This window comes from Variovorax sp. 01N425, assembly GCF_056399465.1.
On record NZ_JBFTRJ010000018.1, the window covers coordinates 43,315 to 65,847 of the forward strand.

The window sequence follows — 22,533 nt, forward strand, 5'->3', positions numbered from 1 at the left end:
CGATCGGCGAGCATCCGGCTCCCGGCCGACGCAACTACGCCTAGCTCTTCAAGAAAAGTGATTTGACCTTGTTATAGAAGCGCTGCCAGAAGCTGCGCCCACGAGTCCGACGTTCGGCCAGGAGATTTCTGAGGCGCGCTTGTCGCGCGCGATTTCCTCGGATCTGCGACTCAGTGAACTGACCGGCCATTGCAGCGGTTGTTTTGGATTCAGTAGCCCTATGAATCAAAGACTATCGAGCACCGCGCCAAAGTAAGACGGATAGGCAGCCAGTACACCGGCGACCACCTCGCGGTACTCGGGCAGAGCGGCGCGGAAATGGAACCCTTCGTATCCAGCCAACCAAGTTTCAGTCGCGACGTCTTGCGCGATGTGACGGTCAGCCAAACCAGACTCATAAGTCGACACTGCAAGTTTGCTCGGCAAGCCGTACGTTAGAGACTTCTGGAACTCATTTAGCGTGCCAGCCTCCTCACCATTGAGCCCAGTCATTCCGAAAAGGAACTGGCCAACGGCGGCAACGACCAGCGGGCAGTCAAAGCCGAGACAGCCCTCCAAGAACTGAAGTACGTCAGCCTCGTTGAGCTTACGTCGGTCAGCCTCTCCCCACGGCTTAGAAGCCCCGGCATCCATCGCCATTGCAATCAGCTCTCGATATGAAGCCCCGAGCATCCATCCCTGTGCGAGTTGCATCGACATGCCAGCGGGCTCCATACCCGTCAGTAACTTGTCGTCGACCACAGCATTGAAAAGCGGCCACACTGCTTGCAGCCATGCAGCAGGTGTCGCGAGAGACCGCAGTGCATCTGCACGTTCTTGAGCCCAGGTTTCGACCTCTCTCGCATCGAATGCGCCCAACAGTGTCTTTGCGTACGCCGCCTGTCGAGCGGGTCCGGGGGCCATCTGCTCAATGTGCGTTGCCGACAACTCAAAAAGCTGCACAAGTGACGCCTTCGTGGCTTCGTCGGACAGGGAATAGGCCAGCGTCGAGGCCGCTAGGTTGCGTACGTTGGACAACATGTTCTCGAAGTTCTCGACGCCGCGGTTGGCCATCAAGTAGCTTTCGAGGGCGGACAGCAGCTTCTGCTTTCTCAGAATCTCCTTGGTCAGCGACCGTTGTTCGAATCCAAGTTGCTGGTAGGCATCGGCCATCTCAGTGGCCCAACCCTGCAACTCGTTGCCGCGTTTGAAGTAGGCCCGCAGCACGTCAGCTGTGGGGACCGGCAGAGTGTTCCTGCCAACAGGTGACAAAATTGGCTCCAGCAGCTCGAGGAGCGAGCTCGATGTTTCCTCGGAATTCTCTGGCTTCAATAGGCCAACCGCCGCCTGCAGACGCCACCGCTCCCTTTGATTGTTATCAATGACCTTAGGGTCAGCAAAAATGACAAGGCCCTCGGTGTGCATGCCCGCGCGACCGGCGCGGCCAATCAAGTTCTGGAAGTCCCGCGTCTTAATGCGCTCAGCGCCTTGATTTACCCCGGAGACGATGAGATATCGAATCGGCAGATTGACGCCTTGAGCTAGGGTCGAAGTGCAAATCACAAGCTTGATGAGCTCGCCTTGCATCGCATGCTCAATGGCCAGCCGTAATCCTTGTGGCGTCGTTCCGTGGTGGACAAAAACGCCGAGCGCCGCCGCCTTCGTCACCATGGAGTCTGCGCCAAAGTGCTGTGTGGCCAGATGGGTCAAGCATTGAATTTCATTGGCGTCAGATGCTGCGGCAGGGGGCGGTAGGCTGAATCCTCGCTCATATACCTCAACCGCGCGTTCTGCTAGACCACTTGCAGTGTCTTTCCTGCCGCAGAACACGGCCACGGCACCACTCGGGGCCAAGCGAATCCCGAGGTAAAGCGAAACGTCTTTCCAAGCATCGTCGCCCTTCTGCGGAAATAGTCGGGCCTTCCGCTCCCTCCCGCGCAGTTGGAGTTCTTGAGCTTCGATACTCCTCGGTACGAAGTAGTCCGGGCGCGCATAGCTGTCTGACTCAAAGAACAGCAATTGCCCGAGTCGCTCGCTCCATGTCGCAAACGCGACCGACCGCGCCGTCGACAACAGTCCCGTACCATCGACGACGTTTGGTTCAGTGCCGATGAGCCACGTGCCGACCGCCACGGCGTTCTTGATGACAGCAGAGATAAGCACCGTCTGCGCCGAAGCTGGAAGCAGCCCTTTGATTTCCGTTAGCAGCAATTCATAAGTAATGCCGCGTGGTCCGGTGTCGAACTGGTGTCCCTCGTCATAGACCACCATCCCGATGTGCGCAACCAAGCTCGGTACCTGCCTAAGCACATACAGTAGTTTCTCCGGCGTCAACACCATCAGGTGGCGCGTAGTGGGAGTCGCCTGGCCGAACAGCTCGGCCAACTGGTCAACGAAGTCCAGTTGAAGGGCATCGGAAAGTTCGTTGACCTTGACGTCTTCGCCCTTGAACGCGTGGCGCAGAGAAGTGGCAATCTCATGACACAAGGCGCGGAACGGCGCGACGAGAACCGCGACTCGCGTCCGGTCAGCCAGGAATGCGCTGCGGAGAATGAGTTCGATGGACCGAGTCTTGCCCGCGCTCGTGGGCATTTGGACAACACCCGACCTCCCGGCGAAAAGCTCGGCCTTACCGAGCAGCTTCTGGGATGGCCAGAGTTCCTTGGGGAAGCCGGGACGACGGATTGCCTCAGTCCAAGCTGCACTGTCCAAGCCGCTAAAGCCGGGCAAAAGAGTCCAAGCCGAACTCGCCAGGCGCAGCTTGACTACGGCGGACGCGACTTCAACGAGAACGACTTCTCGTGATGTGCCGCTGGCGTAGGTCAAGCGACGAAGTTCGCTCAGCAACTCGACGACTTGCTCGGGCGGGATGCCGTCATTGAAGTGGCCCATCAAGTGAAAGGAGAGCTCGTAGAGCAGCCCATTCAACCAGTGCGCAGCCAGATCGGGAGGATGACGCCAGTCAGCTTGTAATGCCCAGACCGTCAAGTGCTCAATGGCATTGACACCTTCTGGCCGGAGTCGCCGGGCAAGCACGAGGCTGCTTCCAGGACGCTGGCCCAAGAAATAGCTGGCAGATGCGAGCAGCGTGACTTCCCGCGACACATCGGTGTTGAACCGGGAGCCCAGGTATGCATCGAAGAAACTCGCTGCAAAGCCGATGTCGTCCCGCAGGGCTTCGGCCAATCCACCCTCAACATCGGCGGCGTCATTCAGCGCTGCCGAAGCATCCACCAGCGTCCCGATGGACAACGGGAACAATGCGGCGGGTTCGACCCCCTCCGGTAAGGCGATGTGGGACTCTTCAGGCAGTCCCAATTCATACATCTTCCCTTTAGAGCGAGTGATGCCGAAGTACCGACGGCTGTTGAATTCAGGCTTCATCGGCTGCTCGCTGGTACAGGGCGTGAGCAAGCGTCATCAGGTCCTTGCCCTTGATGGCAATCAGCTTCAGGTTGCCAGCGTTGTTGTGTCCGGCGATGGTGGTTCCCTTGATGCCGTCTGTATCGAACGCCGCGTCGGAAAGGATGGCGGCTGCGCCTGAGAGAAGCCGGTAGGGTCGGTCGACAGCGTCCTGAAATCGCTGGACAACCAACATCGGAGCATGCTCGCCGGCGACGTGCATACGCCGTTTCATCGCAGCCAGCGTCTGGCCGGCTCGCAGATAGTCTTTGCCCGAATCATTGACCGCGACCTGCAGTCGGTCCTTGTACTTGCCGCCGCCGAGTTGAGCCTTTGCCTCAAAGGCCAACATCTCGTCGGTTGGCTTCGGCTGCCCTGGGTCAGGACACCGAAAACCGACGATGTCCACCCCCTTGACGGACTCGTCCCGACTCCCCTTCTCTGCGTACTTGCCGCGCGGGACCCAGTAGCCGAGAACGAACTCGACGTAGTCCGAGACCAGCAACTCCGCAAAATCGCCTGAGCGGACGGCTGGCCCAGGCGGCGCGCTTTTGTCCGGGAAAACCAGCTCCAACAGGTACTCGGCTCGTGACTTGCCTGTGCCTTCGCGCAGGATGTCGAGTTCGCTGTCAGGGCAGTAGGTCTGGCGAAATCTGTTGGCCCATTCACTTAGACATGCTGCATCGGCAGGAACATCGAGTTCCCAAACTTCGCATTCGACGGCGGCCCCTAGCGTCAACGCGTCCGCCTGCTTGAGGTACTGGAGATAGGCCGGCTTGGCGACGTGGGGTGAAGCGACGGCTTCAATCACGGCCACCACGGTCTCGTCAGGAGCCGACTGTGCAGTTGGAGGCATCAATAAAATTAGATAGCAGGGGTTGCAGTTCCCGTCGGACGAGCAGCTTCCCTTTGACACCAGGTTCTAGCTCAACCACCATTACTAGTTCCCTCTAAAGCGCTGGAAGAGGCATGGATGTCGTCGTGACCATCAACTGGAAACAGAAGCCCCCTTTGCTCGGCCGCTCTGTCGCGTTGAGAACATCTCCAATGCCAGTGATGTAACGCAAGGCAACATTATGTTGCAAAAGCCTGAGCCGTTGGGTCGCAGATGGCGAGAGATCTCGACCGGCTGCTTTCTGAGCCCGCGGTCATTGGCGATCAAAACTGAGTGGCTGCCCCAGTCCGGAGCGGGCATACCTGAAGGACGGCTACGCAGCGGGAGCGGTCGATCGACGCGACTTACCCTGGTGGTCGGTCATCGTGCGGCGTGGCTGGCGGCTGTGAGCCTCGTGTAGTCGCGGTGGCCCTCGGTCCCAATTGGCCCTACGGCTTGGCCTCGGAATAGTTGGCAGGCACCCGCTCCAAGTAGTGTTTCAAGACCCACCCTGTGCGGTACTCCTCGTGCAGCCAGTGGTAATACTCGACCTCTACCCAGCGGCCTTTGCGGTCGATGGCTCGCACCACTTCATTGGGCATGAGCTTCCCCTCTACGGCCGACCCGTGCTCAGGTTCTGAGCGAACGGTGGCCGTGCGCTCGCGCACGACAAAACGCTCCTCCTGCGCTTTGGCAGCTTGCTCCAGGGCTTTCTCAACAAGGCGATTGAGGCTTTCGAGTTGGCGCAGTTGCTTAGCTGCTTGCTCGTCGTGCTTGGCCTGCTGTGCTCCTCCGGCGTTCTCTTGATAGAAGAAAATTTGGATCGTCATCCAAATGCCAATGATCGCCAGCAACAAACCCACCAGGGCCACAGCATCAGACTGCTTGCGGCTCAACAGCCCCTTTTCCGGCGCCTCGCGTTGCTCCTGCAAGGAGCCATCTGGCTTGATGCCAAGGTGGGCCAGTTGTTCTTCTAGGCCCCCTTTTCCCATAAGCTTTGCCAGGGCCGCAGCAGAGCTCCAATCGATGGTGGGTAAGGCCACCTTGCCGAGCTGACCTCGAAGCGCTTGGAGCGAGCCCACGACGTCCAGTAGCTCAGGGGGCACCCTCCACTGCTTGTTGATCTGCTCGAAGTCTTTGAAATATGGGCCTATGGCACTACCAAGCCGCACACCCTCAAAGGCGCTGCGGGTCTGAGCCCGCGTTTCTTCCATCTGTTGAGCCCACATCTTGGCCACTGACCCAACACCTGAAAGGCCAGAGAGCACGTCCTTGAACTGATCGCGGATCGTGGTGCCCAAGGCGGCCTCCTTGGCGAGCCGCCCCATGGCTTCATCCCGCACGAAGCTTTTACGGATATCGGCCAGAGGTTCGAGCATCTTTCGGATGTGCTCTTGCTGATCGCGTTGGGACTCTTGCCAAGCCTTGACGGCCTCAACTGCGGGTGATGTAACCGCCAAGAGATCCTTGTACCGCTGTCCAATCAGGGCCGCGGTTGAACGAGATTCAGTGAGCTCCATGGCGATCTGCGAGTAGGCAGAACCTACCTGCGTAAGCTCTTTGAACTGCTGCACGGCATTGACACTATGGACAAAAGCTTCGCGCCAAGAAGCCCGCTCCTGCTCTATTCTTGCCACTTCGCGCGCAAAGACGCTACCAACTGAGGCCGCTTCGATTTGATCAGGGTTCAGGCTCACAAAATCTCCAGCAACCGCCTATTTGATGGCTCAGACGACATCGAAGGCGCCCCACGAGAAGGCTAGCTGGAAGCGAGGAATCAAGTAGCCCCCTGACTCCAACATCTGGCGAATGTCGCGCTCAATGCATTGAATCTTCATACCCCTCCTACTGTTCGTGGTCCTGGGTTTACGAGTGTTCTTGAGTGCGTAGATAGACAACTCATTGGGCCTGTTTATCCATCTTTTCGATCAACTTCTTCGTCACGCTCTCTAGGGAATTTCCTAAGTCGTCATGGAAGTTCCCAATACTGGTCGATCCAATTCCGAAGATTGAATATGCGTTCTTGAAATCGCCCCATTCAAGCGGCGTGTTGTCGAACTCTTTCTCGCTTCTCGCGAAGTCGAATTGCTTGTTCAGCCGAACCTGAAGGTAGCCCAGACTACGCAGATAGTAGAGCAGAGTGTCCTTGCCGTATTCGCCCTTGTGGAGCTCTCCAATGCGCGCTTCGTGGACCTGAAGGTCTGCGAGCACGTTCGCGAGATAGTCGCCGATCTGCGGCGTGGCGTGTCTGATGCACTCCTTGAAAGCGTCCTTGTAAAGGATGGGCGCCGCGGGTGCTTTGATGTGTTGGGATTGGCCTTGCAAGGACCACGCTTCGTGAAGCGTTTGTGCGCAGCCCTTAAAGTAGGTGCTCAGTTCACTGAAGGCCGTAGGTAGAAAGGCCTTGGCCGCTCTGAAATCGCGCCCTCGCTGTTTCTCAGCTTGGTAGCGGGCGACCTGCAAGGCAATCACGCTGGCAGCGAAGGCGAGCGCCGCTGCGTTGAAGGTCTGCCACCGATCCCAGACGTTCTGGACGTACTCCCAACTGCCTTGCCACCCTAACCACGGGTGAATGAACATGCAGTATGTATAGAGCCCAGCCAACGGCAACCAAACCGGTCCGATTAGCTTTCCTACGGTGTCGATATTTAGTTTGTTCCTCAACTTCTTCTCCAGCGATTCATCCGAAAGCCACCAGATGTTGCGCTTGAAGCATCGGAAGGACCGCAAAAGCTACCCCAAAGCGGTTCCAGATCTCAGTTGCCTCGAAGGACCGCACCCAGTCTGAAACTGTGAGTGGAATTAAATTCGTGGCTGACTTTAGCAAGCATTGCCCAGCCCGCTTGTCCGATTCCTTGGCCATCGTTGCATCTCTGAGTGGCGAACTCGAGGCGCGTCTTGGCGACCAGCATCCGGCGCTCCGCCAAAACTGGGGTGGGCCGCCGAACTGCTTGTCCCCCACCCAGTCGATTTCATACCCCCGGCAGTTCCCCTCAAGTTGCCAACGGACTCAGGCATACGTCCCTGGTACCAATCGGGCGACAGAACAGCACTCCACAGACAAGAAAACAAAAAAGCCGGACACCTTTGAAAGTGTCCGGCTTGGTATCTGGTCCCGCCGCCAGGAATCGAACCTGGATCTCAGCCTTCGGAGGGCCGAATTCTATCCGTTGAAATACAGCGAGGAATCTGGGCTCCGGCAGAACCGGAGCCTCGCATTATCGCCCATCAGGCGGCGATTTCTTCTTCACCTGCTTCGTTTCCGATGCCCGCCGGGGAGTTCCGCACAAAGCCCAGGCCGGCCAGGTAGACGCGGAAGGTGCGCCGGCCGGTGGGCACCAGGTCGAAGGCGGTGGGGTCGAGCAGCCAGTTCTGGATGAGCCCGCTGATCAGCGCGTGCAGGCCCTGGGCGGCGGCGGGGCCGGGCACGGGCAGCTTGATGCGGTCTCGCCGCGCGGCCAGGCGCAGGGCTTTTTCGAAATCGCCCACGCAGGCGTTGCGGGCGTCCAGGTGGCGCTGCTGCACCGAGGCCATGTCGTGGGTGTATTCGACCTTGTGGGTGGCCACGTCGAACACGCGGCGCACCTGGGGGTCGGTGGTCATGAGGGTGAGGGCGTGCACCATGCCCTCTTCTATTTCGGCCAGCGGGTCGTCGTCGGGGCCCGCGGCCGCGGCAGCGGCGCGGGGGCCGGCCTCCAGCGGGAGGATGACGCGCTCCATCATCGCGTTGAAGAGGGCGGCCTTGTCCTTGAAGTGCCAATAGATGGCGCCGCGCGTGGCCCCGGCCTGCTGCGCAATCTGCTGCAGCGAGGTCTGCGAGACGCCTTGCGCCTGAAACAGCAGCTCCGCGGCATCGAGCAAGCGATTCCGCGTGGCCAGTGCCTCTTCCTTCGTACGACGTGCCACCAAGTCTCCCAATTTGTAAAGCCAAGCCCTTCCGTATGCGTAGGGCCATTCGATGTTGTCACTATACATCCATGAATGTATGTAAACTAGCGGGCTTCCCCGATGGCCCGGCTGTTTATGCTGGCTTTCTGTTCGCTTCGCGAACGCGCCATCTCCCGTCTTTGCTTCAAAGGATTCGCATGCCTCTCCTGCATGTTTCGCGTCAATCGTCGTTCTCGCCGCGCCTCGCGATCGTGGCCGCTGCTGTGGTGTTGGCGCTCGCGGCCTGTTCCAAGGGCGATGCGCCGGCCGGCCCGGGTGGCGGTGCCGGCGGCGGCGGTGCCCGCCCTGCCCCTGAGGTGGGCGTGGTGGTTGCCGCGCCAACCGACGTGGGCCTGGTGACCGAGCTGCCGGGCCGGCTCGAGGCCTCGCGCGTGGCACAGGTTCGCGCCCGCGCCTCGGGCATCCTGCTGAAGCGCGAGTTCCGCGAAGGCAGCGACGTGAAGGCCGGCCAGCTGCTGTTCCGCATCGACCCGGCACCGCTGGTGGCCGCCGCGCAAAACGCGCAGGCCACGCTGGCCCGCGCTGAGGCCAATGCCGTGCAGGCCAAGGCATTGGCCGACCGCTACAAGCCGCTGGTCGAGGCCAACGCGGTGAGCAAGCAGGAATACGCGACGGCCGTGGCCTCGCAAAAGACGGCCGAGGCCGACGTGGCCGCGGGCCGCGCCGCGGTGCAGACGGCCAAGATCAACCTGGGCTATGCCGACGTGACCTCGCCCATTGCCGGCCGCATCGGCCGCGCGCTGGTGACCGAAGGCGCACTGGTGGGCCAGGGCGACGCCACCGAGCTGGCCGTGGTGCAGCAGATCAACCCGATGTACGTGAACTTTACGCAGTCGGCGTCCGACGTGCTGAAGCTGCGCCGCGCACTGGCCGCCGGCCAGTACAAGCGCGCGAGCGGCGAAGAGGCGGCCAGCGTGAACGTGGTGCTGGAAGACGGCACCGACTACGCCCTGCCCGGCAAGCTGCTGTTCTCCGACCTGACGGTGGATTCGACCACCGGCCAGGTCACGCTGCGCGCCGAGGTGCCCAACCCGAAGGGCGAGCTGCTGCCCGGCCTGTATGTGCGCGTGCGGCTGGAGCAGGCGCAGGCCACCAACGCAATCACGATTCCCCAGCAGGCGGTCACGCGCACGCAGCAGGGCGACACGGTGTCGGTGGTGAGCGCGGACGGCAAGATCAGCCAGCGCACGGTGAAGATCAGCGCCGCCAAGGACAACCAGTGGGTGGTGCTCGATGGCCTGAAGGCCGGCGAGCAGGTGATGGTCGACGGCTTCCAGAAGCTGCAGATGATGCCGCCCGGCACGCCGGTGAAGGCGGTGCCATGGAAGAAGCCGGACCCGAGTGCGGCGCCGGCGCCCGCGGCACCCGCTCCTGGTGCCGCCCCCGCGGCCGCACCGGCCGAGAAGAAGTAATCAGGAGCGCGCCCGCATGGCCAAATTCTTTATCGACCGACCGATCTTCGCCTGGGTGATCGCGCTGTTCATCCTGGTGGGCGGCAGTGTCGCCATTACCCAGCTGCCGATCTCGCAGTACCCGCCGGTGGCTCCGCCGGCCATCGTGATCAACGTTGCCTACCCCGGCGCCTCGGCCCAGACGCTGGAGGACAGCGTGCTGTCCGTGATCGAGCGCGAGATGAACGGCTCGCCGGGCCTGATCTACATGGAATCGGTGGCCCAGGCCGACGGCACGGGCACCATCACCATCAGCTTCGAGGCCGGCACCAACCCCGACCTCGCGCAGGTGGACGTGCAGAACCGGCTCTCCCGCGCCACGCCGCGCCTGCCGGCCGCGGTCACGCAGCAGGGTGTGCGCGTGGACAAGTCGCGCAACAACTTCCTGATGTTCGTGATGCTGTCTTCGGACAACCCGAACTTCGACCCGGTGGCGCTCGGCGACTATGCCGCGCGCAACGTGGTGCCGGAACTGCAGCGCGTGGTCGGCGTGGGCCAGGCCCAGCTGTTCGGCTCCGAGAACGCGATGCGCATCTGGATCGATCCGAACAAGCTGCAGGGCTACAACCTGTCGGCCACGGACGTGAACAACGCGATCCGCGCGCAGAACGCGCAGGTGTCCTCGGGCACCATCGGCGACCTGCCCAACATCCCGGGCCAGGCCATTGCGGCCACGGTGGTGGTGAACGGCCAGCTGGCCAACGTCGATCAGTTCAAGGACATCGTGCTGCGCGCCAACACCGACGGCTCGACCGTGCGGCTGAAGGACGTGGCGCGCGTGGAGCTGGGCGGCCAGTCGTATGCCACCTCGGCGCGCCTGAACGGCGTGCCCGCGGTGGGCATTGGCGTGCAGCCCACGCCCAACGGCAACGCGCTGCAGTCGGCCAAGGCGATCCGCGCCAAGATGGCGGAGCTGGAACGCTTTTTCCCGCAGGGCGTGAAGTGGAACATTCCGTACGACAGCTCGCGCTTCGTGCAGATTTCCATCACCGAAGTGGTCAAGACGCTGCTGGAAGCCATTGCGCTGGTGTTCATCGTGATGTTCCTGTTCCTGCAGAACTGGCGCTACACGATCATCCCGACCATCGTGGTGCCAATTGCATTGCTGGGCACCTTTGCCATGCTGCTGGCCATGGGCTTCTCGATCAACGTGCTGACCATGTTCGGCATGGTGCTGGTGATCGGCATCGTGGTGGACGACGCCATCGTGGTGGTGGAGAACGTCGAGCGCATCATGAGCGAGGAGGGGCTGTCGCCGCTCGAAGCCACGCGCAAGGCCATGAAGCAGATCTCGGGCGCCATCATCGGCGTGACGGTGGTGCTGATCTCGGTGTTCGTGCCGCTAGCGTTCTTTGCGGGCTCCACGGGCAACATCTACCGCCAGTTCTCGGCGGTGATGGTGACCTCGATCGCCTTCTCGGCCTTCATGGCGCTGTCGCTCACGCCGGCCTTGTGCGCCACGCTGCTCAAGCCGGTGGAAGCGGGCCACCACCACGAGAAGACCGGCTTCTTCGGCTGGTTCAATCGCGGCTTCACGCGCACGGCCAAGGGCTATGAAAGCGTGGTCGCGCGCATCCTGCGGCGCGCCGCGCGCTACCTGGTCATCTACGTGGCGATCATCGGCGCGGTGGTGTTCACCTACCTGCGGCTGCCGAGCTCGTTCCTGCCGGCGGAAGACCAGGGCAACATCATCGTGAACGTGCAGCTGCCCCCGGGTGCCACGCAGGAGCGTGCGCTGTCGGTCATGCAGCAGGTCGAAGGCTTCATCCTGAAGCAGCCCGAAGTGCAGAGCATCGTGGGCGTGATGGGCTTCAGCTTCTCGGGCCAGGGGCAGAACGCGGGCCTTGCCTTCGTGACGCTGAAGGACTGGGAAGAGCGCAAGGACCCGGCCCATTCGGCCAGCGCGCTGGCGGGCCGTGCCTTTGGTGCGCTCTCGGGCATCCGCGATGCGTTCATCTACCCGCTGAGCCCGCCGCCCATTCCTGAACTGGGCAATGCGAGCGGCTTCAGCTTCCGGCTGCAGGACCGCTCGGGCGCGGGCCACGAGGCGCTGATCAACGCGCGCAACCAGCTGCTGGGCATGGCCGGGCAGAGCAAGATCCTGTCGCAGGTGCGCCCCGACGGCCTGGAAGACGCGCCGCAGCTGCAGATCGACATCGACCGCGACAAGGCCAACGCGCTGGGCGTGACCTTCGATGCGATCAACGCCACGCTGTCGACGGGCCTGGGTTCGAGCTACATCAACGACTTTCCGAACCGCGGCCGCCTGCAGCGCGTGGTGGTGCAGGCCGATGCGCCGGCGCGCATGCAGCCCGACGACCTGCTGCGCCTGAACGCCAGCAACACCAAGGGCCAGCCGGTGCCGCTGTCGGCATTTGCGACCACCAAGTGGGTCAAGGGCGCGACGCAGACGGTGCGCTACAACGGCTACCCGGCCATCCGCATCAGCGGCGACGCCGCGCAGGGCTACAGCACGGGCGCCGCCATGGCCGAGATGGAAAAGCTCGCCGGGCAGCTGCCGCAGGGCTTTGGCTTTGAATGGACGGGCCAGTCGCGCGAAGAAAAGCTCGCGGGCTCGCAGGCCATCGTGCTGTACGGCTTTGCGATTCTGGCGGTGTTCCTGTGCCTGGCCGCGCTGTACGAGAGCTGGTCGATTCCGCTGTCGGTGATCCTGGTGGTGCCGCTGGGCGTGCTGGGGGTGCTGCTGGCGACCATGCTGCGCGCCTACTCGAACGACGTGTACTTCCAGGTGGGGCTGATCACCATCATCGGCCTGTCGGCGAAGAACGCGATCCTGATCATCGAGTTTGCGAAGGACCTGCAGGCGCAGGGCAAGGGCATCGTCGAATCGGCATTGGCCGCGGCGCACCTGCGGTTCCGCCCGATCATCATGACCTCGCTGGCCTTCGGCCTGGGCGTGGTGCCGCTGGTGCTTGCCTCGGGGGCCGGCTCGGCCAGCCAGCGCGCCATTGGCACGGGCGTGCTCGGCGGCATGGTGACGGGCACGGCGCTGGCCGTGATCTTCGTGCCGGTGTTCTTCGTGGTGGTGCGCAGCCTGTTCAAGGGCAGCGCGCGCCAGCATGAAGCCGACAAGCGGCACGCGGAAGCAGCCGGCATCACGGAAGAAAAAGCACATGACTAAGAAACTGATTCCCACAGCCTTGGCCGCGGCAATGCTGCTGGCCGGCTGCTCGCTGATTCCGACCTACGAACGTCCGGCGGCGCCGGTGCCCACCACCTTCCCGGGCGACCCGGCGCAGCCGGCCGGCCAGGCTGCGGCCGCGGTGCCCTGGGAAGAGTTCTTCACCGATTCGCGGCTGAACGGGCTGATCCGCACCGCGCTGGAAAACAACCGCGACCTGCGCGTGTCGGTGCTCAACATCGAGCAGGCGCGCGCGCAGTTCCAGATCGAGCGCGCGGCGCTGTTCCCGGCGCTGGGCCTCACGGGCAGCGGTTCGCGCTCGAGCCCCAATCCCTACCAGGCCTTCGACCCCAGCGCGGGCAGCGTGTCGTCGCAGTACAGCGTGAACCTGGGCGTGACGGCCTGGGAGATCGACTTCTTCGGTCGCATCCGCGCGCTGAAGGACCAGGCGCTGGCCCAGTACCTGGCCACCGAGGAATCGCGCAAGGCCGCGCAAGTGAGCCTGATCGCGGCGGTGGCCACCGGCTGGCTCACGCTGATTGCCGACGACGAGCTGCTCGAGCTCACGCGCCAGACCTTGGTGACGCGCGAAGAGTCGGTGCGCCTGACCAAGATGCGCTTCGACAACGGCGTGTCGTCCGAGCTCGACTTCCAGGCCGCGAACTCGCTGGCCGAGACCGCGCGCGCCTCGTATGCGCAGCAGCAGCGCACGCGCATGCAGGACGAGAACGCGCTCGCCCTGCTGCTGGGCGCGCCGGTGCCGGCCGATGCCACCGCGGGCGGCATCAAGGGGCTGGACAGCGTCAAGCCGATGCCCGACGTGCCGGCGGGCCTGCCCTCCGACCTGCTGGCCGAGCGGCCCGACATCCGCGCCGCCGAGCAGCAGCTGATTGCGGCCAACGCCAACATCGGCGCGGCGCGCGCCAACTTCTTCCCGCGCGTGTCGCTCACCACCACGCTGGGCACCGCGAGCAGCGAGTTCTCGGGCCTGTTCGACCGCGGCTCCAGGGCCTGGTCGTTCGCGCCCTCGGTCACGCTGCCGATCTTCGACGCGGGCCGCAACCGGGCCACGCTCGATTCGGCCAAGGCCGGGCGCGAGATTGCCGTGGCGCAGTACGAGAAGTCGATCCAGACCGCGTTCCGCGAAGTGGCCGACGCGCTGGCCGGCCGCGCGACGCTGGGCGAGCAGGTGCGTGCGCAGCGCGCGCAGGCCGATGCCGAGGCGGTGCGCTTCAGGCTCTCGGACATGCGCTACCGCAACGGCATTGCCAGCGCGCTGGACCTGCTCGATGCGCAGCGCTCGCTGTACACGGCGCAGCAATCGGCGGTCACCACGCGCCTCTTGCAGCTGCAGAACCAGGTCACGCTCTACAAGACCTTGGGCGGCGGCTGGGCCACGCCCGGCAGCAAGGGCTGAGGCTTTCGCGCGACGGACGGTGAGCGGCCTTGCGTCCTTTGGGCGGAGGGCCTCTCTATAATCGCCGGTTGATTCGAAAAAGCCCCCCGACGAGCCCCCGTTATTGAGGACGCCAATGAGCGCAGACCCGCACTACCAGGCCACAGAAGACGCCCACACCGGCCCGATCAAGAACCCGAAGCAACTGCTGCTGGCGGTATTTTTCTCCTTCGTAGCACCCATCCTGATCATCGTGGGCCTTGTGGCCTACGTGGTTTCGGGCAACAAGCCCGCGGGCACGGCCGAGGGCGACAACATGTCGCTGTACGGCGTGTCGCAGGATGCGCGCGACCGCGAAGTGGCCGAACGGCTCAAGAAGGTCGGCGCCATCGAGATCCGCGATGCCAACCGTCCGCTGGCAGCCGGCGAGGCCGTCTTCAAGGCGCAGTGCGCAGCCTGCCACGGCGCGCCCGGCATTCCCGGCGCTCCGCACTACGGCGACGCCGCAGCCTGGGGTCCGCGCATCGGCCAGGGCTACGAAACGCTGCTCGACCATGCGCTGCATGGCAAGGGCGCGATGCCGCCCCAGGGCGGCGGCGACTTCGAAGACCTCGAAATCGGCCGTGCCGTGGTCTACATGGCCAATGCCGGGGGCGCCAAGTTCGCGGTGCCCGACCGCCCCGCGGCGGCGGCAGCTCCCGCCGATGGCGCGGCTTCGGCGCCCGCGGCGGCTGCCAGCAAGTAACCGGGCCCAGGCCCCAAAGAGAAAGCCGGCTTCGAGCCGGCTTTTTCATGTCCGCTGCAAGCTGCAGCTACTCATTTGATAGCAAGACGAGCCGGCGCGCCGAGGGGCTCAGCACATGGCCGAAGCGCTGCGGCAGGTCGGCCGCGTGCACCGGCTCGGGGGTCCACAGGCCTTGCTCCACCGCGTCGGCGGCCAGGCCCACGTCCTGCGTATGGACCAGCCCGAGCCCGAGGGGTGCCGCCAGGAAAAGGCGTCCGTGCTCGTCGAGCAGGCAGGCCGAGATGGCGCCCGCCGCCTGCCCGGTGTGGGCCGTGACGGCAAAGCCCGCGCTATCGGCAATGCGCCAGACGAAGGGCGCGGCCTCCAGTTCGACGTACACGCGCTGCGGGCCGTTCTGGAAGAACCACTGGCCTTCTTCATCGTGGTCGTAGTTGCGCTGGATGAAGTCGATCAGCTTCTCGTGCCGCAGCATCGAGCCCTTGGCCGCGGGGAAGGCGCCTTCGGCCTGCGTGCGGTCGTCGCGCATGTACCAGTTGCCGCGCGCGTCCAGGCCGAGCCAGCCGTAGCAGTGCGGCACGTTGGGCCACTTGGCAAGCGCCTGTTTGACGATGTCGTCCATGGCGTTATTTTGCGCGCGCCTGCGCCGCCGTGGAGGGTGCAAACCCGGCCAGCCAGCCGCCCACGCGCTCGGGCATGCCGCGCACATGGCCGGGCGGCGGCCCGAGCGGAAAGCCCACGTGGCCGCCGTGCGCGGGCTGCCACAGCGTGACATGCGGGCCGACCTCGCCGGGGCCGGGCAGGCTCTGCGCCGGAATGAACGGGTCGTTCCGCGCATTGACCACCAGCGTGGGCACGCGGATCGCCCTCAGGTGCGGCTTGGACGAGCCGCGGGCCCAGTAGTCGTCGGTGTTGCGAAAGCCGTGCAGCGGCGCGGTGAACACGTCGTCGAAGGCATAAAGGTCGCGCGCCGCAAGCAGCCGCTCGCGGTCGAACAGACCCGGAAACTGCGCGAGCTTGGCCAGTGCCTTGGGCTTCATGGTGGCAAGGAACATGCGCGTGTAGACCAGCCGGTTGAAGCCGCGGCCAATGGCCGCGCCGCCGGCCGCCAGGTCGAGCGGCGCGGACACCGAAGCCACCGCATTCACCGAGGCGCGGGCCGTGTCGCCGGCCTCGCAGGCCCAGCGCAGCAGCGCATTGCCGCCGAGCGAGACCCCCGCGGCCAGCACCGGGCCGCCGCCGCGCTGCGCATGCTGCTCGCGCATGCGCTGCAGGATCCAGCCGATCTCTTCGTAGTCGCCCGAGTGATAGGCGCGCGGCGCGAGGTTGAGCTCGCCGCTGCAGCCGCGGAAATGCGGCACGGCAAAGGCCATGCCCTGCGCGGCGGCAAAAGCCGCGAAGGCTTCCGCGTAGTGGCTGCGGGACGATCCCTCCAGCCCGTGGAACAGCACCAGCAGCGGCTGCGGGCCGGGCAAGGCCGCATCGATGAAGTCGACGTCGATGAAGTCTCCGTCGGGCGTGGTCCAGCGCTCTCGGCGGTAGGCCGGCGCAGAGCCCTCGAAGCGGCGCGCATAGAGCGCCGGCCAGATGGTCTGCAGGTTGCCGCCGGGCAGCCAGCGCGGCGCCATGTAGCCCATGGCCGCGTGCAGGGAAGAGGAAGAAGAATTCGGCTCGGCGGCGGGCATCGCTTCAGTGCAGGGTCTGGGGCAGCTCGTTCACGTCGCTGGGCTCGCGCGCGCTGCCGGGGCTCGCGTGGTGCGCCACCAGGCGCCACCCTTCGACGGTCTTGTGATAGACGTTGGTGGCCAGCACGAAGGCATGCTTGGGGCCTTCCGACGTGAGCACCTCGATGCGCTCGAGCACGTTGTGCACGGCGCTTGCCAATGACTCGATCTTGCGCACGCGCGCTGGCGTCGCGTGGATGGCGCCGTTGCCGAACATCTGCTCGAAGGCGGCGCGGATCGCGGTGGCGCCCACCAGCCGCGGGCCGCCGGGGTGCACGCAGAACACCTCGTCCTCGTCGGCCCAGCACGCCATCAGGGCATCGATGTCGCCGCGCTGCAGCGCTTCGTAGAAGGCGGCTTCGACGTCGTCGGCAGTGCCGCCGATAGCCGCGGCGGCGCGGAGTGGGGTCTTGGGCATGGGGTGATTTTGCCGCGCGATCGATGACATGGGGCTGCACCGCTTTGGCCTTGCGGCGCACCGCCTTGCCGCAGCGCGGGCCGTTCGTCCGCTCCACTTTGGACCAAATGGTCAAAACACAACATTCAAAAGCACTCAAACCGTTGATTTCAAACGGCTTTTCCAATTGGCACGGGCCATGCATAGGGCTTTGCGACCCCGCAACAGGAGCTTTTTGCATGAACGTCGGCATCTTCATTCCCATCGGCAACAACGGCTGGCTGCTCTCGGAGAACGCGCCGCAGTACAAGCCCAGCTTCGAGCTCAACAAGGAGATCACGCTGGCGGCCGAACGCTACGGCGTGGACTTCGTGCTTTCGATGATCAAGCTGCGCGGCTTCGGCGGCAAGACGGAGTTCTGGGACCACAACCTCGAGTCGTTCACGCTGATGGCCGGGCTCGCGGCCGTGACCACGAAGATCAAGCTCTTTGCCACCGCCGCCTCGCTGGTGATGCCGCCGGCCATCGTGGCGCGCATGGCGTCGACCATCGACTCCATCTCCAACGGCCGCTTCGGGCTGAACCTCGTCACCGGCTGGCAGCGGCCCGAGTATTCGCAGATGGGCATGTGGCCCGGCGACCAGTTCTTCGGCACGCGCTACCAGTACCTGTCCGAATACATCCAGGTGCTGCGCGAGCTCTGGGGCACCGGCCAGTCCGACTTCAAGGGCGACCACTTCCAGATGGACGACTGCCGCCTGAGCCCCCGGCCGCAGGCCGACATGAAGGTGATCTGCGCGGGCCAGAGCGATGCGGGCATGGACTTCTCCGCAAAGTACGCCGACTACAACTTCTGCTTCGGCAAGGGCGTGAACACGCCCAAGGCCTTTGCGCCCGCGGCCGAGAAGCTCATCGAGGCCACGCGCAAGACCGGCCGCCACGTCACCACCTACGTGCTGATGATGGTGATTGCCGACGAGACCGACGAGGCCGCGCGCGCCAAGTGGGAGCGCTACAAGGCCGGCGCCGACCACGAGGCCATCGCCTGGCTGGGCCAGCAGGGCGCGGCCGACACCAAGTCGGGCGCCGACACCAACGTGCGCCAGATGGCCGACCCGACCTCGGCCGTCAACATCAACATGGGAACGCTGGTCGGCTCCTACGCCACCGTCGCGCGCCTGCTCGACGAGATGGCCGAGGTGCCGGGCACCGAGGGCGTGCTGCTGACCTTCGACGATTTCGTGCAGGGCGTCGCGGCCTTCGGCGAACGCATCCAGCCGCTCATGAAGAGCCGCGTGCACGTGCAGAGCCCCGTGCCCTCGCAGGCCGAAGCTGAGCGCCTTGCGGCCTGAGCAGGAGCGCCACGTGAGCACGCCAGCACGTAACACCACCCTGACATCGGACACTCCCGTCGGCGCGCCGCGCCTGCCCGGCGCACCGGCGCCGCAGGTGCTGCCCGCGCGGCCCGAACCGCTTGCGCTGCATGCCAGCGACTCGGCCCTGATCGTGGTCGACATGCAGAACGCCTATGCGTCGATCGGCGGCTATGTCGATTCGGCCGGCTTCGATATTTCGGGCGCGCAGGGCACCATTGCCAACATCGCGCGCACCATTGCGGCGGCGCGCGCGGCCGGCATGCTGGTGGTGTTTTTGCAGAACGGCTGGGACGCCGCCTACGTCGAGGCCGGCGGGCCGGGCTCGCCCAACTGGCACAAGTCGAACGCGCTCAAGACCATGCGCGCCAGGCCCGAGCTCGCGGGCAAGTTCCTCGCCAAGGGCGGCTGGGACTACGAGCTCATTGCAGAGATGAAGCCGCAGCCCGGCGACATCGTGGTGCCCAAGACGCGCTACAGCGGCTTCTTCAACAGCACGCTCGACAGCACGCTGCGCGCGCGCGGCATCCGCCACCTGGTGTTCACCGGCATCGCGACCAACGTGTGCGTGGAGTCGACCCTGCGCGATGCCTTCCACCTCGAATACTTCGCCGTGATGCTGGAAGACGCGACGCACGAGCTGGGCGGCGCGGCCATCCAGAAGGCATCGGTCTACAACGTCGAGACCTTCTTCGGCTGGGTCTCCACCGTCGACGACTTCGTGCGCAGCTTCGCGCCGGCCACGGCCTGATTCCCATCGTTCAACCCACAGCAAGGAACTCCCATGCCCAAGCAAGCCATCATCCCGGCCGGAACCACCACGCCGATCGCCCCCTTCGTGCCCGGCACCATGGCCGACGGCATCGTCTACGTGTCGGGCACGCTGCCCTTCGACAAGGACAACAACGTGGTCCACGTGGGCGACGCCTCGGCGCAGACGCGCCACGTGCTCGAGACGATCCAGAACGTGATCGCAACGGCCGGCGGCACCATGGACGACGTGACCTTCAACATGATCATGATCAAGGACTGGGCCGACTACGCGAAGGTCAACGCGGTGTATGCCGAGTTCTTTCCGGGCACCAAGCCCGCGCGCTACTGCATCCAGTGCGGCCTGGTGAAGCCCGATGCGCTGGTCGAGATTGCCTCGATCGCCCACGTCGGCAACAAGGCCTGAGCATGCCGCTGCACTACGAAGTGCATGGGCCGGCCGATGGCGAGGCGGTGCTGCTGTCGTCGGGCCTGGGCGGTTCGGCCGCCTTCTGGCAACCGCAGCTTGGCGCGCTGGTCGAAGCGGGCCACCGCGTGATTGCGTACGACCAGCGCGGCACGGGCCGCAGCCCCGCCGCGCTGGATGCGGGCTACGCCATTGCCGACATGGCGCGCGACGTGGTGCAGATTCTCGATGCCACGGCCACGCCGCGCTGCCACCTGGTGGGCCATGCGCTGGGCGGACTCGTGGGCCTGCAGCTGGCGCTCGACGAACCCTCGCGCGTGGCCAGCCTGGTGCTGGTCAATGCGTGGTCGAAGCCCAACGCGCATTCGGCGCGCTGCTTCGATGCGCGGCTCGCGCTGCTCGATGCCTGCGGCCCGCGCGCGTATGTGGAAGCGCAGCCGATCTTTTTGTACCCCGCCGCCTGGTGCGTGGAACATGCGCAGCGCGTGGCCGACGAGGTCGACCACGCGTTTGCGCACTTCCCCGGAGAAGCGAACATGCGCGCGCGCATCGGTGCGCTGCGCGCCTTCGACATCGATGCACGCCTTGGCGCCATCACCGCGCCCACGCTGGTGGCCGCCGCCATGGACGATGCGCTGGTGCCGTGGACCTGCTCACAGCGCCTGGCCGATGGCCTCAAGGACGTGACGCTCCACTTCCTGCCGCACGGCGGCCACGCGCACAGCGTGACCGAGGCCGCCGCCTTCAACCGCAGCCTGCTCGACTTTATCGCCCGGGTCAGCGCACCCGGCGTTCCCGCATGACCATGATGAAACCCGCCCTCGACGACGCCGCACTGGCCCTTCTTTTTACCGAGGCGCGCAGCCACAACGGCTGGACCGCCGAGCCCGTGACCGATGCGCAGATCCGCCAAGTCTACGCGCTGGCCTGCATGGGACCGACCTCGGCCAACTGCTCGCCCGCGCGCTTCGTGTTCGTTCGCACGCCCGAAGGCAAGCAGCGCCTCGCGCCCGCGCTTTCCAAGGGCAACCTCGACAAGACCATGACGGCGCCCGTCACGGTGATTGCCGCGTGGGACCGCAAGTTCTACGACAAGCTGCCCACGCTGTTTCCGCATGCCGATGCGCGCAGCTGGTTCACCGGCAGCCCCGAGGCCGCGCACGAAACCGCCTTTCGCAACGCCAGCCTGCAGGCGGCCTACCTGCTGCTGGCCGCGCGCGCGGTGGGGCTCGACGCCGGGCCGATGTCGGGCTTCGACAAGGCGAAGGTCGATGCCGCGTTCTTCGAGGGCACCGACTGGAGCGCCAACTTCCTGATCAATCTCGGCCATGGCGATCCGGCCAAGGTGTTCGGCCGCCTGCCGCGGCTCGGCTTCGACGAAGCCTGCGTCCTCGCCTGAAGCCCGTCTTCACAACGGAGACTTTTCTCATGCTGCCCAACGCAATGGCCTCCCACCACGTCATGCCGAGCGGTGCGCCGCCCGCGCTGCCCAAGGCCGACTACCGCAACGCCATGGCGCGGCTGGGCGCAGCGGTCAACATCATCACCACCGATGGCCCTGCAGGCCGCGCCGGCTTCACGGCCTCGGCCGTGTGCAGCGTGACCGACGAGCCGCCGATGCTGCTGGTGTGCCTGAACCGCTCGGCCTCGGTGTACCCCGCGTTCACGGCCAACGGCGTGCTGTGCGTGAACGTGCTGGCCGCGGGGCACCAGGCGCTGTCGGGCCTGTTCGGCGGCAAGACGCCGATGGACGAGCGCTTTGCCGCGGGCCGATGGGGCCGCAAGGCCACGGGCTCGCCGGTGCTCGAAGATGCCGCGGCCTCGTTCGACTGCCGCGTGGTGCAGGCCACGAGTGCGGGGACGCATGACGTGCTGTTTTGCGAGGCGTTGGCGATTGCGATTGGCGGGGCGGCGCAGAGTCTCATCTACTTCGATCGGCGGTATCACGAGATCGCGGCGCCGCCGCACTGACTCCTCTTTTTCCCTCTCCCTGTCTTCTTCCCTCTCCCTCCGGGAGAGGGCCAGGGTGAGGGCAGCGGCGCTTGCAATCGCAGCGCATCTTCCAACGCCGCCGGCCCTCACCCCCACCCTCTCCCGGAGGGAGAGGGAGTAAATCCCCCTACCGCGGCGCAATGCCCTGCAGCACGATCCGCTGCACGTTCTCCACCGTCTGCTCGAAGAACGCCGGATCCTCCAGCGTATGCCCCGTCAGCGCCTGCACCTGCACGCCGAAATCCGCATAGTGCTGCGTCACGGCCCAGAGCGTGAAGATCAGGTGGTGCGGATCGACCGCTGCGAGCTTGCCGGCTGCGATCCATGAACGGATGACCTCCGACTTGCGCTCCACCAGCGTGCGCAGCTCGCGGTCGAGCTCGTCGCGCAGGAGCGGCGCGCCCTGGATCATCTCGAGGCAGAACAGGCGCGATGCATCGGGCCGGTCGCGCGAGACCACGAGCTTGCGGCGGATGTAGCCGCCGATGGCTTCGGCCGGGTCCTGCTCGGCGCTGAAGCCGCGCAGCGGTTCGAGCCACAGCGCGAGCAGGTCGCGCAGCACGTTGACGTACAGCTCCTCCTTGTTCGCAAAGTAGTAGAGCAGGTTGCTCTTGGACACATCGGCGCGCGCCGCCACCTGGTCGATGGACGTGCCATGCAGGCCGAAGCGCGAGAACAAACCCAGCGCGGCGCCCAGGATGGCGCTGCGCTTGTCCTCGACCTGGCGCAGCCTGCGGCTCACCGCGGATGCGCTGCGCACGGCGGGCTTCGCACGCTTGCGCGCCGGAGCCTTCACCGGGATCTTCACCGGGCTTTTCTTGGCCGGGATCTTCTTCGTGCTGCTGGCTGCGGCCAGCGCCTTGGTCTTCGGCATCTTCCCTCGCTTCATCGATTGCTTGCTGGTTCTTCTTTCAACGCGCACCACTGTAAGGCCGC

At 64.9% G+C, this 22,533-nt stretch carries 19 protein-coding genes and 1 tRNA gene; 10 read left to right on the forward strand and 10 right to left on the reverse strand.

From position 1 onward, the window contains the following. Window positions 1-225 precede the first annotated feature (225 nt). The 6 genes from AC1DSC_RS27060 to AC1DSC_RS27085 all read right to left on the reverse strand — a co-directional run bounded on the left by AC1DSC_RS27060 (window position 226) and on the right by AC1DSC_RS27085 (window position 8,164). Window positions 226-3,363, reverse strand: coding sequence for a DEAD/DEAH box helicase (locus tag AC1DSC_RS27060; RefSeq protein WP_436288129.1), 3,138 nt, complete (start codon window positions 3,361-3,363; stop codon window positions 226-228). Then, window positions 3,353-4,198 carry a Hachiman antiphage defense system protein HamA gene (locus AC1DSC_RS27065; protein WP_478131981.1) on the reverse strand — a complete coding sequence of 282 codons (846 nt, stop codon included), beginning with the start codon at window positions 4,196-4,198 and terminating at the stop codon, window positions 3,353-3,355. Before AC1DSC_RS27065 ends, AC1DSC_RS27060 begins: the two co-directional genes overlap by 11 nt. Before the next feature lie 506 nt (window positions 4,199-4,704). Further along, a complete protein-coding gene (locus AC1DSC_RS27070; protein WP_436288131.1) occupies window positions 4,705-5,952 on the reverse strand; it encodes an SH3 domain-containing protein in 1,248 nt (415 codons plus the stop codon). Between the two features lie 202 nt (window positions 5,953-6,154). Beyond that, entirely contained in the window at window positions 6,155-6,835 is a 681-nt protein-coding gene (locus tag AC1DSC_RS27075) for a hypothetical protein (protein ID WP_436288132.1), read from the reverse strand. 530 nt (window positions 6,836-7,365) lie between these two features. Continuing rightward, window positions 7,366-7,440: transfer RNA gene (locus AC1DSC_RS27080), tRNA-Arg, on the reverse strand. A 43-nt stretch (window positions 7,441-7,483) separates the two neighbouring features. After that, window positions 7,484-8,164 (reverse strand): TetR family transcriptional regulator, encoded by a 681-nt coding sequence (locus AC1DSC_RS27085; protein WP_015867590.1) that lies wholly within the window; start codon window positions 8,162-8,164, stop codon window positions 7,484-7,486. 176 nt (window positions 8,165-8,340) lie between these two features. On the opposite strand from AC1DSC_RS27085, the gene AC1DSC_RS27090 reads away from it, so the two are divergent. The 4 genes from AC1DSC_RS27090 (at window position 8,341) to AC1DSC_RS27105 (ending at window position 14,937) form a co-directional block, all read left to right on the forward strand. Next, entirely contained in the window at window positions 8,341-9,615 is a 1,275-nt protein-coding gene (locus AC1DSC_RS27090; RefSeq protein WP_015867591.1) for an efflux RND transporter periplasmic adaptor subunit, read from the forward strand. 16 nt (window positions 9,616-9,631) lie between these two features. Then, the gene (locus AC1DSC_RS27095; RefSeq protein ID WP_015867592.1) at window positions 9,632-12,796 is read left to right on the forward strand and encodes an efflux RND transporter permease subunit; all 3,165 of its coding nucleotides are present in this window, start codon (window positions 9,632-9,634) and stop codon (window positions 12,794-12,796) included. Then, window positions 12,789-14,213 carry an efflux transporter outer membrane subunit gene (locus AC1DSC_RS27100; RefSeq protein WP_436288133.1) on the forward strand — a complete coding sequence of 475 codons (1,425 nt, stop codon included), beginning with the start codon at window positions 12,789-12,791 and terminating at the stop codon, window positions 14,211-14,213. Before AC1DSC_RS27095 ends, AC1DSC_RS27100 begins: the two co-directional genes overlap by 8 nt. A gap of 115 nt (window positions 14,214-14,328) precedes the next feature. After that, complete coding sequence (locus AC1DSC_RS27105; protein ID WP_015867594.1) at window positions 14,329-14,937, forward strand: c-type cytochrome; 609 nt, start codon at window positions 14,329-14,331, stop codon at window positions 14,935-14,937. A 67-nt stretch (window positions 14,938-15,004) separates the two neighbouring features. Here AC1DSC_RS27105 and AC1DSC_RS27110 read toward each other — a convergent pair whose 3' ends face one another. From AC1DSC_RS27110 to AC1DSC_RS27120, 3 genes are read right to left on the reverse strand one after another with little or no spacing between them, the layout of a single operon-like run. Beyond that, window positions 15,005-15,556 (reverse strand): DUF2946 family protein, encoded by a 552-nt coding sequence (locus AC1DSC_RS27110; RefSeq protein WP_436288134.1) that lies wholly within the window; start codon window positions 15,554-15,556, stop codon window positions 15,005-15,007. A gap of 4 nt (window positions 15,557-15,560) precedes the next feature. After that, window positions 15,561-16,571, reverse strand: coding sequence for a YheT family hydrolase (locus tag AC1DSC_RS27115; protein ID WP_436288309.1), 1,011 nt, complete (start codon window positions 16,569-16,571; stop codon window positions 15,561-15,563). Window positions 16,572-16,623: 52 nt separating this feature from the next. Further along, on the reverse strand, window positions 16,624-17,076 hold the full coding sequence (locus AC1DSC_RS27120; RefSeq protein ID WP_015867597.1) for a YybH family protein: 453 nt from the start codon (window positions 17,074-17,076) through the stop codon (window positions 16,624-16,626). A 218-nt stretch (window positions 17,077-17,294) separates the two neighbouring features. Between AC1DSC_RS27120 and rutA the strand changes: the two genes are divergently transcribed. The 6 genes from rutA to rutF are packed head-to-tail and all read left to right on the forward strand — an operon-like array spanning window position 17,295 to window position 21,576. Beyond that, window positions 17,295-18,407: a pyrimidine utilization protein A gene (gene rutA / locus AC1DSC_RS27125; protein ID WP_478131982.1), complete on the forward strand. Its 1,113-nt coding sequence runs from the start codon at window positions 17,295-17,297 to the stop codon at window positions 18,405-18,407. A gap of 13 nt (window positions 18,408-18,420) precedes the next feature. Further along, a complete protein-coding gene (gene rutB, locus AC1DSC_RS27130) occupies window positions 18,421-19,179 on the forward strand; it encodes a pyrimidine utilization protein B (RefSeq protein ID WP_436288136.1) in 759 nt (252 codons plus the stop codon). A 33-nt stretch (window positions 19,180-19,212) separates the two neighbouring features. Further along, window positions 19,213-19,605, forward strand: a complete 393-nt coding sequence (gene rutC, locus AC1DSC_RS27135) for a pyrimidine utilization protein C (protein WP_015867600.1) — start codon at window positions 19,213-19,215, stop codon at window positions 19,603-19,605. Window positions 19,606-19,607: 2 nt separating this feature from the next. Next, on the forward strand, window positions 19,608-20,408 hold the full coding sequence (gene rutD / locus AC1DSC_RS27140) for a pyrimidine utilization protein D (RefSeq protein WP_436288137.1): 801 nt from the start codon (window positions 19,608-19,610) through the stop codon (window positions 20,406-20,408). Beyond that, entirely contained in the window at window positions 20,405-21,004 is a 600-nt protein-coding gene (locus AC1DSC_RS27145; protein ID WP_436288138.1) for a malonic semialdehyde reductase, read from the forward strand. The genes rutD and AC1DSC_RS27145 overlap by 4 nt, the downstream gene beginning before the upstream one ends. 29 nt (window positions 21,005-21,033) lie before the next feature. Continuing rightward, window positions 21,034-21,576: an NADH-dependent FMN reductase RutF gene (gene rutF, locus AC1DSC_RS27150; protein WP_436288139.1), complete on the forward strand. Its 543-nt coding sequence runs from the start codon at window positions 21,034-21,036 to the stop codon at window positions 21,574-21,576. A 148-nt stretch (window positions 21,577-21,724) separates the two neighbouring features. On the opposite strand, the gene rutR is transcribed toward rutF, so the two are convergent. Further along, a complete protein-coding gene (gene rutR / locus AC1DSC_RS27155; protein ID WP_436288140.1) occupies window positions 21,725-22,471 on the reverse strand; it encodes an HTH-type transcriptional regulator RutR in 747 nt (248 codons plus the stop codon). Window positions 22,472-22,533 lie beyond the last annotated feature (62 nt).